The sequence below is a fragment of the Microcoleus sp. FACHB-831 genome, from assembly GCF_014695585.1.
In the GTDB taxonomy this organism is placed as follows: Bacteria; Cyanobacteriota; Cyanobacteriia; order Cyanobacteriales; family FACHB-T130; genus FACHB-831.
Genome location: NZ_JACJON010000056.1, coordinates 1 through 17524 on the forward strand (window position 1 = coordinate 1; position 17524 = coordinate 17524).

The window sequence follows — 17524 nt, forward strand, 5'->3', positions numbered from 1 at the left end:
TGGTTTCCGATTAAGAATCGAGTCAGAAAATCCCTTGGAACTATCGAAGATTTCCGTGAACGAGTAGATACAGCCGTTCGCCTAACGTCCTAACCTATACTTCGGCTGCTATAATTCCTCTTTATGGATAAGTTGGATATGGATAAATGATTTGGTTTGATCAAATCCCAAATTAATGCAACAAAATTGACGATTTTTAGATGTTTTATTAGAAACTGTAATTTTGATGCGATCGCTAGGTTTTTAGTAATTGATCCTTAATAATTTAATCTGTACTCTGTTGAGTCAATTCGATAATTTTTTCAAACTGGAAGTTGTTTACTAAATCTGCAAGCGCTGCCGCCAACAAAGCGTTCTCTTGAGGAATCTGTGCAATCAATGCCAACACTATATCATCGCTGCCTAGAGCGGCGGCTTTTTGTATTTGTACCCACCACTGGGGTGGCATTTGAGAAAAGTAACGTTTAAATTCGGCTGATGTCAAACTTACCTGTATGTTGCGGTTTTCCTGTTCTGTATTCAGAATTTTATCTTCGTAGACATAAGCGACTTCTAGATATTTACTCAATTTTTCTAGTAATACTTCCTCTCTGAATGGCTTGCCAACAAAATCATCGCAACCAGCCGACAAAATTAGCTGGCGCTCATCATCAAAGGCGCTGGCGGTAAGGGCAACAATCGTAGTCTTGATATTTTGGATTGATTTACTTTCTCCTGCTTCAGATGCGATAAATTGCGTCTCTACAAAATGTTCAACTGTTCCTAATCGCTCCTGTTCCCTAGCTTTAATATATTTAGTAGCTTCATACCCATCCATTACTGGCATTCGCATATCCATCAATATCAGGTGTGGCTTCCAACTTTCCCACATAGCGATCGCTTCTCTACCATTTTCGGCTTCTCGCACGAGAAAGCCAATTGATGTTAATAGCGTAACCAGCACTAGACGGCTCTCAAAGCGATCGTCAACCACTAAGATGCGATATTCTTCTTCCGTTTGGTTGGGTGCTAAACCAATCACCTTGCGTTTCGCTACTGGTGCCTCAATGTCAATCGCCTGAGTAAGTTTTGTCTGAATATCAAAGGTAAATTTGCTGCCCTCACCTACAACGCTGCTAACACTGATATTTCCCCCCATAAGCTGCACGAATTTGCCGCTAATGGGTAAACCTAATCCTGTTCCCTGCTGGGATTTGCGTCCTGTTTCTGTTTGACCAAATGGTTCAAATACGAGGTTTATTTCTTCAGGAGAAATCCCGAAACCTGTATCTTCTACTTCAAAGGTAATTAGCACGCCGACATCATCATTTTCTTTCCCAGTTCCCACTCCCACGCGAAGCGTAACCCCACCTTCAGCAGTAAACTTAATTGCATTCGAGAGCAGGTTAATTAAACAAGATCGCAACTTACCTTCATCGGTTGTCACAAATTTAGAAACATCTGGGGCAATTTCAAAAATTAGCTGTAAACCTTTCGATTCCGCTCTTAATCGGAACATATTTTCCAAGTTGTCGAGCAGACGAATTAAATCAAATGAATTTTCATTTAACTCAATTCTGCCTGCTTCGATTTTGGACATTTCCAACACGTCGTTGATCAGATCGAGCAGATGTTCGCCAGCACGATTAATGATTGTCAGGTGTTGCTGATGCTTGGTAGATAGAGATGAGTCGTGGCTCATCACTTGGGTAAAGCCGAGGATAGCGTTGAGCGGAGTTCGCAGTTCGTGACTCATGGAAGCGAGAAATTCACTTTTAGCGCGATTGGCTGCATCTGCCGCTATTACAGCTTCTTGGAGTGCTTGTGACTGTCTTTGAGTCTCTTTAAGTAATTGTGCCTGCTGCAAAGCGACTCCGAGTTGATTGCCAATTTGCATCACAACATTAATTTCTGCTTTTTTCCATTGGCGGGGGCCAGAATTTTGATAAGTCGCCAGCAATCCCCAAAGTTTACTGCCACAGAATATCGGAACTGTTATGTAGGCTCTAGCTTGAAACTCCTCTAAGAGGTTAATGTAACAGGGGGAAAACCCAGCCTGGTAGATGTCTTCAACAACAAGGTGCGATGCGCCTCGACGGTATGCTCCACCTTGAGTTTCTTGCAGATAAGTATCCACTACTGCCTTATTTGTCTCTTTTGGCGGTAGTGTTGGTGCGTCTGGAGTCATACCAGTTCGCACAAATCCTCCAGACGTAATCGATGCGCTATGGCTATCTTCAATAGAGGCACAAGAGTCATTACTGCTCAAGGTTTTTACAGAGCAACGAGAGTCTTCTAGGGTATTTTTTAGGAAAGCTGAGTCGTTGTGTTGTTGGCGCAGCAGAGGAATCCACTTATCTGCGACGGACTCGGCGACGAACTCTCCACTCCAGTCAGGATTAAACCGATAGACGGCGATGCGATCGCAGTTGATTACTTGTCGTAATTCTTGGGTGGCGGCGGTGAATATTGTTTCAAGATCCAAAGTCTGGCGCATTTGTTGAATGACTCTGGCGATCGCTTTCTCCCTCTCTGCCATGTGTCGGAGGGTTTCTTCTACCTGTTTGCGTTCGGTGATGTCTCGTCCTTCTGGAACCAACAACACTACTTTATTGCATGAGTCAAAGACTGGCTTAATGGAAAAGTCAATTGTGGCTACAGTATCTCCCGCACCTTGGATATCTACTTCATAACGCACAATCTCGCCCGAAGCTGCATAAGCGATCGCTTCTTTCAATTGCTCCTGTTTTGGCGAGAGGTTAAGCTTTTTATTTCTAGTAGCGCCTTTTATCTGTACTGCACTTTGGTTTGCTTCGCTTGCTGCTTGTTGCTTGTGTAAGGTTCCCTGGTTCTGGCTGGGAATGCTTTTGCCTGGTTCAGTCCACCATTTGGTTTCCCAAAACGGACGCCCTACGATCTCACATAGCTCGCTTTTAGCGAAGTCGAGGGCAGTTTGGTTGGCATCAAGCAAGATGCCGTCGGGTTGCAATACTGCTGTGAATTGGAAACTTGAGTTAAAAATAGCGCGGAAGCGTGTCTCACTCTCGCGCAGTGCTGTCTCAGCTATTTTTCGTTCGCTGATATCTGCGATCGCGCTGATGGTAGATTGCGGAATTCCAGCTAGATCCCGCACCAGCGACACGGTTAGATTCACCCACACAGCAGAACCATCTTTGCGAATGTAGCGCTTTTCTATAGAGTAACTGGGAATTTCACCCGCCAGCATTTGGGTGATATATTCCCGATCTAGGTCGCGATCGCCTGGGTGCGTTAGTTCGTGAAAGTTAATGTCAAGCAGTTCTTCTTGGGTGTAGCCGAGAATGTCGCACCACTGTTGGTTAATCCGGCGAGACATACTCTTTAAATCTACATAGTTGATGCCTACAGCAGCGTACTCAAAGATAGCGCGGCATCGTTGTTCGCTTTCGCGCAGCGCTGCCTCACTGCGTTTGCGCTCGCTAATATCCCTAACAATACTGAGTACTTCGTTGTCTCCAGCCGGGGCAATTCTAGCCTCAAAATCCGATAAAACCCCGTGAAGCGGCGTTAGCTGGTACTCAAAAACTTGCATCTGCTTGGTCGCGAGCGCGAGTTTTATATGATGGTCGAATAAATTAGCTACATTCGGCGGCAACACTTCCGTCGGTTTTTTTCCTAAGAACACGCTGGGCGGCACAGCCAAGTTGGTAAACTTTGGGGCATTGTAGTCTAGATAAGTGCCATCGGCACTCATGCAAAACAACATATCCGGGATAGCTTCGACAATAGCTCGATTTCTAGCCTGGGTTGCTTGCAGTGCGGCTTCGGCTCGTCTGCGTTGTGTAGCCGCCGCCACGGCATCGCTAATATCAAAAATTACTCCATCGAGCCAAAGCAGTTCCCCTGTTGCATCAAAAATGCCCTGCCCTTTTTCGGAAACCCAAGAGATGCTACCATCCGCTTTAATGAGGCGGTACTCGATGAGGAAAGGTTGTTGGTTTCTCACACCATCCCTAACAACCATCTCAACCTTATCTTTATCTTCGGGATGGATGATACTGGCAAAAGTTCGCACTTGATTGTTAATAAAATCGCTAGGCGGATGACCAGAAATATCTAGAATGGCATCGCTGATAAACCGCATCGTCCAGTCGGAATCATTGAGGCATCGATAAACAGCACCAGGAATGTTGGAGACTAAGGTTCTAAACCGTTCCTCTCGTTCTCGGAGTGCTTCCTCTGCCTGTTTGCGATCGCGTGCTTCAATCGCCAAAGAAACTAAATCGGCAAGCGACCGACCAAAATTCTGGTCTTCTGGCGTCCATTTACGAACCCCTCCGACGTGTTCTAAGCATATAACTCCCGCTGTTTGTCCCTTTAGTCTTATAGGTATATCCAGCATGGATGCAATGCTTAAAGGGGTCAAATAAAACTCGGAAAATTCTTTAGTTTTAGGATCGGTATGGGCATCCTCTATTGCGAGCGGTTCATCTTGCTGCAACGCTTGAAAATATGCAGGATAGTCTGCCGCTAGTAGTTCAAATCCTTCACTATGTTGATTGCAATTCTGCTCAAATAGATCGACGCACTGGATCTTAGTACCTGTTTCGTCAAAAAGCCATACACTAGAGCGTGCAACTTCAATATTATTTGTACTTGCTTCTGTAATTTCTTTTAAAGCTGCTTTTAAATCTCCCTGATTTACCGCCCGACTTTTAGCTAATTTTGTCAATACTATATTATGATTGCGTAGCTTGATAGCACTTTCGCGCAGGGCTTCTTCAGCTTGTATACGTTCGCCAATTTCCTGTTCGAGCCATGCTGTTTGTTCTCGCAGTTGCTTTTGCTGACGCACTATAGTCAATTGATTTTCTACACGGGCGATGACCTCTTCAGCTTGAATTGGTTTAGTGATGTAGTCTACTCCACCGACACTAAAAGCTTTCACTTTATCTAATACATCATTGAGAGCGCTCACGAAAATCACCGGAATTTCGCGCAGCGATGAGGAGGCTTTTAGCTGTTGACAAACTTCATAGCCATCCATATCTGCCATCATAATGTCGAGCAAAATTAACTCTGGCGGATCGGAATGCACTACCGTCAATGCCAGCTCACCGTTAATTACTCGACGAACTTCATAACCATATTCCGTGAGAATACTTGATAAAAGTTGCAAGCTCTCGGGAACATCATCAACTATTAAAATATCTCCTTTATTTGCCCTTATGCGATCGCTAAACATGGCTTGTTAAATCAATTATTTGATCCAGACGTAAATTTTTGACTTTTTTAGCTAGTGACTCAGCTAGCGCAACCTTTCCTGGTTGTATTTCTTCTAGCAACTCCCAAATCTCTTTTTCTCTAGCCGAAAGTGCCACTACGTTCATTTTCGCTACCCCTTCAGCAGGCATCTGGGCCACAGCTTCCTTTAAATTAAAAACGCTATCTGCTAAATTATGAACATCATATTTTGTTTAATCCATTTTCATTGTAGTCGATTCATCATTTAGGAGAGGTTGCTCGTCGTATATATAGCCTAATCCCAAATATTCGGTTTTGCACAGCTATCGTAGGATTTTAGAAGGAATAAGGACGTTTTATGTTTTAAGTAGTAAACCACCAGGCAAACGGAAAGCTTTAATATTTATATTAATTTTGCCTAACATAATTTCTTCCTATGAAAGCGAGCTAAATAATGTATCAACGAGTATTTTATCCGTCTATACGAGTCCTATAAAGCTTGTTGACTAAGTGGCCACCATCATCAATAAATTGGAGATAAACCACATAACCATCACTAACATAAAAAAACTGTCTTAATCGAATTTTCTACCATAAAAGCTCAATGGTTTTAAAAAAAGTCTCCAAATTACCCTAAATCCATTCCCTTCAGTATAAAGATGTAGGCGATGTTGTTTGACATCTTATGAATAAACCCGAAAAGAATAAACATCAATAATTACTCCAACGATTGGAGGTACTCGAACAGAAGAGATTTCGCTCGGCACATTGAGACAACTATCAATACGCAGCCTGATACGTTGCTCCCTATCTCGCTACCAATATTCAGGATTATAAATTAGATAATATAAAAGTCCCAAGTTGGCATAAATTCCCATCTTCGTATCATATTCTCCTCCCGGTGTTCGCGATGCCACCTCTAGGGCAAAAATCGGAACAATCCCATTTTATTCCCAAACTACATAGCTTTTTCCCTGGCTTCCTTGTCGGTGACGTTCAACTCCCAAACTCAAAAAGCCATCGGGAACTACAGGAACCAAAGGACTAACTCCTGTGGTATGGTAAATCCCCTCCAACTACGGGACGGGAGTGCGCGCAAGTCACACTACACACTAAAGGGCAATTCGGTGGAAATAACGCCTAGCTCAACAGTCGTCACCGCCTGCTCCCAGCAGAGCGGACGTGATGATTGAAAGCGCTGAGGTTTTTACACTTGTGAAGGTGAGAACCATCCCTCTGAAGCGTCTGAGGGATGGACGATTCACTTTATTCAAGGGGAGAGGCATTAGTGGATGGTGGCACAGACAGCGAGAAAAGATTTGCGCCTGTTTGAGCAAGGGACGCAAAGAGCCTTTGAGCGGACAAAACCAGCGCAGTTCATCCCCTTGGAAACGTGCCAGCGTCTATCTCAAACGGGAAGAAGTGCATCCTGGGTATCCTACTTAAAAATTCTGTATAACTACTGAATTTAATAAATTATTCACTTCTCATTTACGGCTTCTTAATATGAGGTCTCTATAGTTCTTATTACTTGGTTTTAAAATCTAAAGTTGTAGCCCTTATAACAGTTACTCCTTAAGGTTTGGTCGGCGATTATCGCCTCTAGGAAAATTGCGACAGCTTTTGCTGAACTTCATCGGGCAACGAAAGGATGCTGCAATTTTTCTATACTTCCGTGTCATACATATCTCTATTTGCCGTAATCTGAGAATTCACTCATGCCAGCGATTAATCTGAGTAGCACTTCAAGCAGCCCCTATTTTCAAGAATTTAATACATTAGCGAATATTGGTACCACCAATTCTTGGGCTGACGACTCTACAATTTCTGGTTGGTACTCCAACAGAACGACCTACCGAGCCAGTAGTGGAACAGATAACAGTGGCGCACTTTACAGCTTTGGTAGTTCCTCATCCACCGATCGAGCGTTAGGATCAGTTGCCTCTGGAGGCACAAATACTATCTATTATGGGGCGAGCTTCGTCAACGACACTGCTAGTACTCTCTCCTCTCTTGATATCAGCTACAATGGCGAACAATGGCGGAACGGCGGCAGTACCTCAACAACTCCTTCTGTTCCTCAGAAGCTAGATTTTGCCTACCAAGTGGGTGCAACGAGCCTAACATCAGGAACCTGGACTGAGTTTGATGCCCTAGACTTTACAAGTCCGATCGCAACCGCAACGGCAGGTGCGCTAGATGGCAATGCGGCTGCAAACCGCACAGCTTTATCAGCGACCTTAAGCGGGCTAAACCTTGCTCCCGGTCAGCAAGTTTGGCTGCGCTGGCAAGATGTCAACGATGCAGGAAACGATCACGGGTTAGCGATCGACGATCTTTCAGTCAGTACTGGGATTACCCCTGTTCCGGGTTCACCAATTCTCACGATTGAGGCGATTGACCCCACTGCTAGAGAAGTCAGCTCTGGTGGCTCAATGGAAACAGGAACGTTTAGATTGACACGATCGAGCGGTTTCAACGAGGCACTGACAGTAAATTACACGGTTGCAACTGGGGTCGGTCAAGCAACGAATGGAACTGATTACACACCTGCTTTAACTGGGACTGTTAGCTTCTCAGTAGATCGGGCAACTGTGGATATTGCGATCGCCCCCGTCGATGACAGTGAAATTGAAGGCAGCGAGACAGTCACCCTCACCTTAGTTGACGGAAATAATTACGACCTGGGTAGCTCTACTACCGCAGCGATCGTCGTTGAAGACAACGATGTTGCAATCACCCGAATTCGAGACATTCAGGGCACAAGTCACCTCTCACCTCTGGTGGGTCAGACTGTGACAACAACGGGAATTGTAACAGCAAAACGTTCTAATGGCTTTTACATCCAGGATGCAGCGCCGGATGCTAACAATGCAACGTCTGAAGGGATTTTTGTTTTCACCTCATCAGCGCCGACGGTAGCCGTTGGCGATGATGTGCAAGTGGGTGGAACCGTTGCAGAGTTTCGTTCCGGTGGCGCTAACAGCACCAACCTTACCGTTACCCAACTGACCAGCCCATTGATTAGCCGTCTCTCTAGCGGTAATGCATTGCCCACTGCAACTATTCTAGGCACTGGTGGACGGGCGATTCCCAACACTGTGATTGAAGATGATGCTAGTGGAAGTGTTGAAACAACTGGGACGTTTGACCCTGCTAATGATGGCATTGACTTCTATGAAAGTCTCGAAGGAATGCTGGTGCAGGTCAACAATGCAACTGCTGTCAGCCCCACAAGCGATTTTGGCGAGATTTGGGTACTAGCCGACAACGGCGCAGGGGCAACGGGTGTGAACAGCCGGGGTGGTATCACCATCAGTCAGGGTGATTTTAATCCAGAGCGCATTCAGATTGACGATACATTGATTAGTGCTGAACCAACAGTGAATGTTGGCGACAAGCTCGGCACCGTAGTCGGCGTAATTGACTACAGCTTTGGCAACTTTGAACTGCTGAACACTACGCCGTTGACAGCCACGGCTGGTGGATTGCAGAGGGAAGTCACGGATTTGGTGGGCAATAGCGACCAACTCACCGTTGCTACCTTTAACGTTGAAAATCTTGACCCCAGCGATGGCGCAACTAAGTTTAATGCGCTTGCTGCCGCGATCGTCAACAACCTTAAATCTCCTGACATCATCACTGTTGAAGAAATTCAGGACAATAACGGTGCTGTCAACGATTCAATCGTGGATGCCAGCGTCACGTTCCAAACGTTAATTAATGCGATCGCCGCGCAGGGAGGTCCGACCTACGAGTTCCGTCAAATTAACCCAGTAGACGATCGCGATGGCGGTGAACCGGGCGGTAATATTCGCGTTGGCTTCCTGTTCAATTCATCTCGCGTTAGCTTTGTCGATCGTCCCGGTGGTACCTCAACCTCTGACACAACAGTAGTCAACGCGAGCGGTACTCCTGAATTGTCTGCTAGCCCCGGTCGGATCGATCCGACAAATTCTGCTTTCAACAGCAGCCGCAAGCCACTCGTAGGTGAGTTTGTCTTCAACGGTCAGACGGTGTTTGTGATCGGGAATCACTTCAACTCCAAGGGTGGCGATCAGCCACTATTCGGCGTGTCTCAGCCACCGCTCCTAAGCAGCGAAGTCCAGCGCGAACAACAAGCTACTATTGTCCGCGACTTTGTTCAGAATTTGTTGGCTGTGAATCCGAATGCGAATGTGGTTGTGGCGGGTGACTTGAACGATTTTCAGTTTTCCGATCCGGTTAACATTCTTGAAGGGGCGGGATTGACGACGTTGATCGAGAAACTGCCTTATGAGGAACAGTACACGTACAACTTTGAGGGCAATGCTCAGGCACTTGACCACATCATGGTTAGTGATAACCTAGTGAGTCAATTCGCAGGGTTTGATGTGGTTCACATCAATTCTGAGTTCGCTGACCAAATCAGTGACCATGACCCCAGCATTGCCCGCTTCAACCTTCCTTTACCGACTATCAGCATTACTGCGAGTGGCAATCCAGCGGAAGCAGAAAGTATCCCTGGCACATTCACGCTCAGTCGTGGAACTAGCACGAGTGGCGATCTGGTGGTCAACTTCGCCGTCAACGGTTCTGCGAGCTTTGGAAGTGACTACAGCATAACCGGAGCAGACTTCACCAATGGTACAGCGACAATTCTTAACGGGCAGAGTAGTGTCACTGTCACCCTACTTCCGATCGATGATGCCATTGCAGAACCCGTTGAAACGATTCAACTGACGCTGACCGCAAGCAGTAAATATAAGCTGGGTAACAATGCGATCGCTAACCTGGCGATCGCTGACAACGATTTCAACCCGATTAATGGCACCAATAAACCCGACAACATTACGGGCACCGACGCCAACGATCGTGTTAAAAGCGGTAACGGTGATGATGTTGTTAATGGGGGTGTCGGAGACGATGCCATCGAAGGTGAGAACGGAGATGACACCCTCAAGGGCGGTGTTGGTCGAGATACTCTCAATGGCGGTCGAGGCAACGACTTGCTTATTGGTGGTGCGGATCAAGACATCCTTATAGGGGGTCAAGGAAGTGATGTCTTCCGCTTTGAGTCTGTTGCAGATCTAGGCGACACGATTAGTGATTTCAGTGTAAATTCCGATCGCATTGATGTTTCGCAGCTTCTAAGCAGCGTTAACTACGGTGGCTGCAATCCTTTTGCTGATAATTATTTGAATTATAAGCAGTTGGATGGCGGTAAAACGATTGTTTTGTTCGATCGAGACGGTGGCGAAAATAGCTTTGAATTTGAATCCTTAGCGACTCTCGAAGGTGTCACCGATATCAATAAAAACGGTTTCATTATCTGACCAGAAACTTGCTTTAAGTGAAATCTTGCAGCATTCTTATTTAGCCTAAAACCCCTCCCTCGTTTTCTAATTGAGTAAGGGGTTTTAGGCTATTTAGACACTTCTAAGAAACTTTTTATACCCCTACACACATAGGTTAGACATTGCTTAAAAGCGGCATCAACGCAATCGCAAAAGCTAGCAAATTCATCCCATCGTCGCCTCACCCAATTCTTCAAGGCATTAAGTCTGGAGAATAGGGAGGTAGATACCAAATCTCACATCCGGCTGAAACGATTTCATCAATGTTCTGGGAGCGGTGAAAACTCGCGTTATCGATAACAATCACATCCCCAGTTGTAATTGCGGCAGCAAGCATTCTGCCAACCACATCTTGAACAAGGCTCGGTTGCCAGAACCTAAAAAAGTCATGGGCGCGAACAAAGTTTCCTGCCTTGAGCGCCGCAATCAAACTCACTCTTTGGGTGCGTTTGCCGGATTTTCGCGCATGAAAACGCTGCCCTACCTTGCACTAACCGTAGGATAATCTTCCCGGTTATCGATGCCTGCTTCATCGACATATAGCAATCCTGTTTGAATTATAAATTTATGGTACTCTTGTACTAATTCAGTGCTGTTCTGAAACTATGGACACATCATGCTCCAATAAATTATTTGCAAAAATTTTATTTTGTAGAAGCAGAAGGCAGCGGGTGCAACCCTTCTTATCTTGAAACAATGGATTACGGCGATCGCGCTATAAATCGAGCTAAAGAAAACCAATACATTCAAGAAGAAGGCTTAGCCAAGAACTCGCCGTCGAATTTTGCCTCAAATGGGGTAAAGATAAAGTTACTCAAGTATACTTAACTGATGCCTATTATGCTTTTTCAACTAAAAAAATAGACAATGGAGAAGGCTGATATTGTTGCTGTATATTTGGTCACTTTAGGTGTTTAGAAGTATAATATTGAACATTTGGGCAAGTCTTCAAATCCTTAGATAGTAAAATGGTATTAAATCAAATTATTAAAAGGCGCTTGGCGTTTCCAAGGAAGGATACAGCAATTAAAATTGAAAAAAGGCATATTCTCCTGGTTACTTGCCAAAGAGTTGAAAAAAAGAAGTAGCTGTAATTATTAAATATGGCATAACAATAATATGAAAAAGCCTGTAATCATTTGTGTGGACGATGAATCAACAATAGTTGAAAGCCTGGAAATTCAGCTAAAAAAATATTGCACTAATGAATACCTCATTGAAACTGCCAGTGATGGCGAAGAAGCTTTAGAACTAATTGAAGAATTGCTAGCCGATGAATATGAAATTTCGCTAGTAATTGCTGATTGTATTATGCCCAAAATGCAAGGTGATGAATTATTAATTCGTATCCATGCACTTACGCCTGAAACATTCAAAGTTATGCTAACAGGGCAAGCTAATATTGAAGCCGTAGTAAATGCAATTAATGGGGCAAATTTATATCGTTACCTCACTAAACCTTGGCAGGATGAGGATCTAAAGTTGACAGTCCAAGAAGCACTACGCAGTTATTTTCAGGATAAACAGCTTGCGGAACAAAATGCAAAATTAGCAGAATACAATCAAAACTTAGAACAAGTAGTTAAAATTCGTACTGAGGAATTAGAAGAAAAAAATAGACAGGTTATTGCGAGTGAAAAAAAGTATCGAGATCTAGTTGAAACATCGCAGGACACAATTTGGTCGGTAGATGCCCTTGGGCGTTACACATTCGTCAATCAGGCTGTTAAGCAGATGTACGGCTACGAACCTGTTGAAATGCTGGGGCGGCGTTTTGCAGATTTCATGACGCCGGAACAATATGCTAAAGATTTAGAGGTTTTCCAACAGATTCTGGAAGGAGAACCGTTATTCCAGTATGAGACAACCCATGTAGCTAAAGATGGCAGACGGATTCATCTGCTATTTAATGCGATCGCCTTGCGAGATGACGAGGGAAATATCATTGGCACAACTGGTACAGCCTCAGATATTACCAAGCGCAAACAGACACAAGAAGCGCTTTTGGCGAGTGAAAAAAAGTATCGTGCCTTAGTAGAAGCCTCCCAGGACATAATCTGGTCGGTCGATGCCCTTGGGCGTTATACATTTGTCAACCAGGCTGTTAAACAGATTTACGGCTACGAACCCGAAGAAATGCTTGGTCGGCAGTTTGCAGAGTTCGAGCCACCCGAACAAATTATCCGAGATTTAGAGACATTCAAGCGTCTTCTAGAGGGAGAATCTGTAGTCCAGTATGAAAGTACGCAACTCGCAAAAGATGGCCGACAAATTTATCTGATGTTTAATGCGATCGCGCTGCGGGACGACAAGGGAAATGTCATTGGAACAACTGGCACAGCCTCAGATATTACCAAACGCAAGCAAACAGAAGAGGCGTTGCGCGAAAGAGAGTCGATGTTGAGCCAAATTACTAACACAATGCCGGGTGCAGTTTATCAATTTATGCTAACTGCCCAAGGCCAAAAAAAGTATCCCTTTATCAGCGAAGGCGCTTACGAACTCCTGGGATATACCGCAGAACAGTTAATGCAAGATTATGCATTGCAGTGGAACCAAATTCTTCTAGAAGACCGCGAGAGGTTGGAGGAATCAGTTAATACTTCTGCCCAGCAACATCAGCCCTGGTTTGAAGAATTTCGCATCAATCACACCAACGGGCAAGTCCGGTGGATTCAAGGTCACTCCTTGCCAGGAGAACCGCTACCGGATGGTACTCTAATTTGGACGGGTACTCTAATCGACATTACAGATCGCAAGCAAAGGGAAGAAGCACTGCGATTAATTGTCGAGGGGACAGCATCAAAAACTGGCGATGAATTCTTTCGCTCCTGCGTTCGTTATCTAGCTAAGTTATTACATATTCGCTACGCACTGGTTACGGAGTGGGCAGATCTAGCCAAAACCAAACTGCGTACTCTGGCATTTTGGACAGGCGATGACTTCGGTGAAAACTTCGAGTACTACATAGCTAACACTCCGTGTCGCAATGTTATCGAAGGGACGACGTGCTACTACCCACAAAGCGTACAAACCCTCTTTCCTAGCTATGGAAATTTAGTAACGCTGGGCGCACAAAGCTACATAGGCATCCCGTTGATTAACACTTCCGGGAACATATTAGGCCATTTGGCGGTGATGGACATCAAGCCAATAGTCAACGCTTCATCCAGTGGAGGCATCCCCTCAGAACACCTCTACATTTTAAAAATTTTCGCAGCGAGAACAGCAGCCGAACTAGAGCGCAAATTGGCAGAAGATGCCCTCAAACGAACTGCTTTTGCCGCTGATGCTGCCAACCGCGCCAAAACCGAATTTCTCTCCAGGATGAGCCACGAACTGCGTACCCCCCTCAACGCTATCCTCGGCTTTACCCAGGTGATGAACCGCAATCCATCCCTCCCTACTGAAGCGCATGAACAATTGGGAATCATCAGTCGCAGTGGCGAGCATTTACTCGAATTGATCAACGACATTTTGCAAATGGCGAAAATTGATTCAGGCAAGGTAACGCTGAATGAAACTAGCTTTGACCTTTATTATATGCTTGAAGCTTTCAAAGAGATGTTTCAACTCAAAGCCAAAATTAAGGGCATCAAGCTAATTTTTGATAAAACACCAGATGTTCCACAATATGTGCAGACAGATGAAAGTAAGTTACGTCAAATCTTAATTAACCTCTTGGAAAATGCCATCAAATTTACAGAAGCAGGCGAGGTAACTTTGCGGTTGAGAGTTGAGCAGGGGAGCGATCGCGCCCCTCTGCGGTTGTTATTTCAAGTAGAAGACACTGGGTCTGGCATTGCTCCTGAAGAAATGCACCTTTTATTTAAACCCTTTGAACAAACTGAAACGGGTCGAAAATCTCAGCAAGGAACCGGGTTGGGATTACCCCTCAGTCAACAATTTGTACAACTTATGGGAGGAGATATTACCGTTAGCAGTACTTTGGGGAAAGGAACAATTTTTCAATTTTATGTCCCGCTTTGTCTGGCTCAGTCGCACGAAGTTAGCACACCCCAGGAAACGCGACGAGTTATTGGTTTAGCACCTGACCAGCCCAAATATCGCATCCTTATCGTTGATAATGTCCAATCGAGTTGCCTGCTGCTGGTTAAAATGCTGACATCGGTAGGATTTGATGTGCGCGAGGCTAGCAATGGTGTAGAAGCAATTGCTTTATGGGAGAGCTACTCACCCCACCTAATTTTCATTGATATGGTGATGCCCGTAATGGACGGGTATGAAGCCACTTGCCAGATTAAGGCGAGGGAGCAGGCGAGTAGGGGAGCAGGCGAACAGGGGAGTTTATCACTCCAAAATCAAAAATCTAAAACCGAGAATCAAAAAACTGTGATTATTGCCCTGACTGCAAACGCCTTTGAGGAAGAAAGAGCCGTTATTATGTCGGCAGGCTGCGACGATTTTGCGAGCGAGCCTTTGCAAGAGGAGACTATTTTTTCAAAAATAGCTCAACACCTGGAGGTGCGCTATATCTATGAAGAACCGCCAGCCATAAATTTGGAGGTCAAACCACAGGATGAGGAAAGTCGGAGCGATCGCTCTGTTGAGGTTTACTTGTCTCAAATGCCTGACGAGTGGGTGACACAACTATATCAAGCGGCTGCTGTAGGCTCAGATTGTCAGATTCTTCAGCTAATTGAACAAATCCCGTCTACCCATGCTCCTTTGCGTCATACCTTGATAGATTGGGTGAATGACTTTCTTTTTGAGCGAGTCATAGATTTAATTAAACAAGTTAAAGAATAGATAAAAGGGGAGAGGAAATTTTCATAATTTCTAATTCCCAATCATCCCCATCTCCAAAAGAGAGAATGATTAACAATCAAACTAACCCGAGCAAACGGGAAATTCTAGTTGTTGATGATACACCCGACAACGTGCGCCTTTTATCAACAATGTTGACCGAGCAGGGGTACAACGTTCGGAAGGCTCTTTCGGGGCAGATGGCATTGATGTCAGTGCAGACAGTGCTGCCAGATCTGATTTTGCTAGATATTAATATGGCGGGTCTGAATGGCTATGAAGTTTGTACTCAGTTAAAAGCAGATGCACAAACTCGTGACGTTCCGGTGATTTTTATCAGCGCTCTGGATGATGTATGGGATAAGGTAAAAGCTTTTAGTGTTGGTGGCGTAGATTACATTACCAAGCCTTTTCAGAGAGAAGAAGTTATAGCTCGTGTTGAGAATCAATTAAGGCTTCGTTCGCTCGCCTTACAGCTCCGAGAGCAAAATGAAAGGCTACAACAAGAAATTGGCGATCGCATTAAAGCTGAAGAATCGATGCGGTTGTTAGTCGAGCGAGAAAAATTGCTGAGTCAAATCTCTCAAAGAATTAGACAATCGCTTGATTTAGAAGAAATTCTCAGCCGAACAGTGTGCGAAGTGCGACAATTTCTCCAAACCGATCGGGTGGTAATTTATCAGCTTAAACCGGACGGGAGTGGAGCGATCGCGCAAGAATCTGTTTCTAAAGAGGAGCTATCAGTTATAAATAGAACGGTCTACGACCCCTGTTTTAACAAAAGTTACATTGAAAAGTATATTAAAGGTCACATTCTAACGGTTGAAGATATTTATACAGCAGGGATTACGCCATGCCACGTCGAATTTTTAGCTCAATTTCAAGTCCGCGCTAACTTAGTTGTTCCTATCTTGCAAACCGCGCCGGAACGATTAAGTGTGAACGCTGAAGATGCAGTAATCGATGCAAATACAGAACTGCAAAATTGCAGTTTGTACGGTTTACTTATCGCTCACCACTGTAGCGCAGCGCGACACTGGCAGCCAGAGGAAATAGATCTCCTTAAAGAATTATCAACGCAAATAGGAATTGCTGTACAGCAAGGAGAACTTTATCAACAGCTATATCAGGCTGAACAACGATATCACAGCATTGTAGAAAACGCGATCGCGGGTATTTTTCAATCCACACCAGAGGGAAAATACCTCAGCGCTAATCCCGCTCTGGCAAATTTATATGGTTACAACTCACCCGAAGAACTACTATCAAGTTTGCAAAACATCTGGGAGCAACTTTATGTAGACCCTAACCGCCACCGCGAGTTTATAGAGGCGATGGAAGCTGACAATGCTGTTGTTGGATTTGAGTCTCAAGTCTATCGTAAAGACGGCAGTATTATCTGGATTTTGGAAAATACCCGTGCTGTACGTGATTCAAAGGGAGCGCTGCTGTACTACGAAGGTACGGTTTCTGACATTACCGAGCGCAAGCTAATCGCAGAAGCACTGCGCTTGCAACAGGAACAAAGCGAAAACTTACTTCTAAATATATTACCAAGCTCTATTGCCGAGCGATTGAAACAAAAGCAAAGTATCATTGCTGACAACTTTGAGGCTGTTAGCGTGATGTTTGCTGACATCGTTGGCTTTACCGAGATGTCCTCGCGAAAATCTCCCGCCGAGCTAGTTCAAATTCTAAATGTTATTTTCTCAAAATTTGACCAGCTTGCCGAACAGTATGGATTGGAGAAAATAAAGACAATTGGTGATGCATATATGGTGGTGGGGGGTTTGCCAACACCACGAACAGATCATGCCGAAGCGATCGCTCTAATGGCACTTGACATACAAGCAGAAATTAAAAGGCTAAATATTTTAACAGGTGAAGCTTTTAATCTCAGGATTGGTATCCACTCAGGTCCAGTTGTTGCAGGTGTAATTGGCATCAAAAAGTTCATCTACGATTTGTGGGGAGATACAGTTAATATTGCTAGTCGTATGGAATCTCAGGGGATAATTGGCGAAATTCAAGTAACAGCGACAACTTATGATTTATTGCAGGATAAGTATGAATTTGCGAAACGAGGCGTTATTCCTATTAAAGGTAGAGGAAGAATGACTACCTATCTGCTTTTAGAGAAAAAATGAGTTAGTATTGCAAATAATTCTAGAGTTTTTATCTAGTTTTAATCTTTATTTTGGTAAAATTATTGTAGCTAA

9 protein-coding genes are annotated in these 17524 nt (G+C 44.5%); 5 read left to right on the plus strand and 4 right to left on the minus strand.

All coding sequences use genetic code 11. The features are described from left to right. Positions 1–265 precede the first annotated feature (265 nt). The 3 genes from H6F77_RS14385 to H6F77_RS28870 all read right to left on the minus strand — a co-directional run bounded on the left by H6F77_RS14385 (position 266) and on the right by H6F77_RS28870 (position 6143). Positions 266–5203, minus strand: coding sequence for a PAS domain S-box protein (locus H6F77_RS14385; RefSeq protein ID WP_190489387.1), 4938 nt, complete (start codon positions 5201–5203; stop codon positions 266–268). Next, entirely contained in the window at positions 5196–5381 is a 186-nt protein-coding gene (locus H6F77_RS14390; RefSeq protein WP_514131592.1) for a hypothetical protein, read from the minus strand. The genes H6F77_RS14385 and H6F77_RS14390 overlap by 8 nt, the downstream gene beginning before the upstream one ends. Positions 5382–6017: 636 nt before the next feature. Further along, positions 6018–6143, minus strand: a complete 126-nt coding sequence (locus H6F77_RS28870; RefSeq protein WP_375335941.1) for a Uma2 family endonuclease — start codon at positions 6141–6143, stop codon at positions 6018–6020. A gap of 244 nt (positions 6144–6387) precedes the next feature. Between H6F77_RS28870 and H6F77_RS14400 the strand changes: the two genes are divergently transcribed. Continuing rightward, the gene (locus H6F77_RS14400; protein ID WP_190489389.1) at positions 6388–6648 is read left to right on the plus strand and encodes a hypothetical protein; all 261 of its coding nucleotides are present in this window, start codon (positions 6388–6390) and stop codon (positions 6646–6648) included. A 272-nt stretch (positions 6649–6920) separates the two neighbouring features. After that, complete coding sequence (locus tag H6F77_RS14405; protein ID WP_199321342.1) at positions 6921–10517, plus strand: DUF8508 domain-containing protein; 3597 nt, start codon at positions 6921–6923, stop codon at positions 10515–10517. Between the two features lie 214 nt (positions 10518–10731). On the opposite strand, the gene H6F77_RS14410 is transcribed toward H6F77_RS14405, so the two are convergent. Then, positions 10732–10974 (minus strand): transposase, encoded by a 243-nt coding sequence (locus H6F77_RS14410; RefSeq protein WP_309228852.1) that lies wholly within the window; start codon positions 10972–10974, stop codon positions 10732–10734. A 197-nt stretch (positions 10975–11171) separates the two neighbouring features. On the opposite strand from H6F77_RS14410, the gene H6F77_RS14415 reads away from it, so the two are divergent. From H6F77_RS14415 to H6F77_RS14440, 3 genes are all read left to right on the plus strand, one after another. Beyond that, positions 11172–11366, plus strand: coding sequence for a hypothetical protein (locus H6F77_RS14415; protein WP_190489390.1), 195 nt, complete (start codon positions 11172–11174; stop codon positions 11364–11366). A gap of 291 nt (positions 11367–11657) precedes the next feature. Continuing rightward, entirely contained in the window at positions 11658–15308 is a 3651-nt protein-coding gene (locus tag H6F77_RS27420; protein ID WP_199321343.1) for a PAS domain S-box protein, read from the plus strand. A 65-nt stretch (positions 15309–15373) separates the two neighbouring features. Next, positions 15374–17452 carry an adenylate/guanylate cyclase domain-containing protein gene (locus H6F77_RS14440; protein ID WP_242022157.1) on the plus strand — a complete coding sequence of 693 codons (2079 nt, stop codon included), beginning with the start codon at positions 15374–15376 and terminating at the stop codon, positions 17450–17452. Positions 17453–17524: the final 72 nt, after the last annotated feature.

Bases quoted from the DNA above. Each gene is read 5' to 3' on its own strand.
- H6F77_RS14400 (WP_190489389.1), top strand. From the start codon at position 6,388: ATGATTGAAAGCGCTGAGGTTTTTACACTTGTGAAGGTGAGAACCATC.
- H6F77_RS14440 (WP_242022157.1), top strand. From the start codon at position 15,374: ATGATTAACAATCAAACTAACCCGAGCAAACGGGAAATTCTAGTTGTT.
- H6F77_RS14405 (WP_199321342.1), top strand. From the start codon at position 6,921: ATGCCAGCGATTAATCTGAGTAGCACTTCAAGCAGCCCCTATTTTCAA.
- H6F77_RS14385 (WP_190489387.1), bottom strand. From the start codon at position 5,203: ATGTTTAGCGATCGCATAAGGGCAAATAAAGGAGATATTTTAATAGTT.
- H6F77_RS27420 (WP_199321343.1), top strand. From the start codon at position 11,658: ATGAAAAAGCCTGTAATCATTTGTGTGGACGATGAATCAACAATAGTT.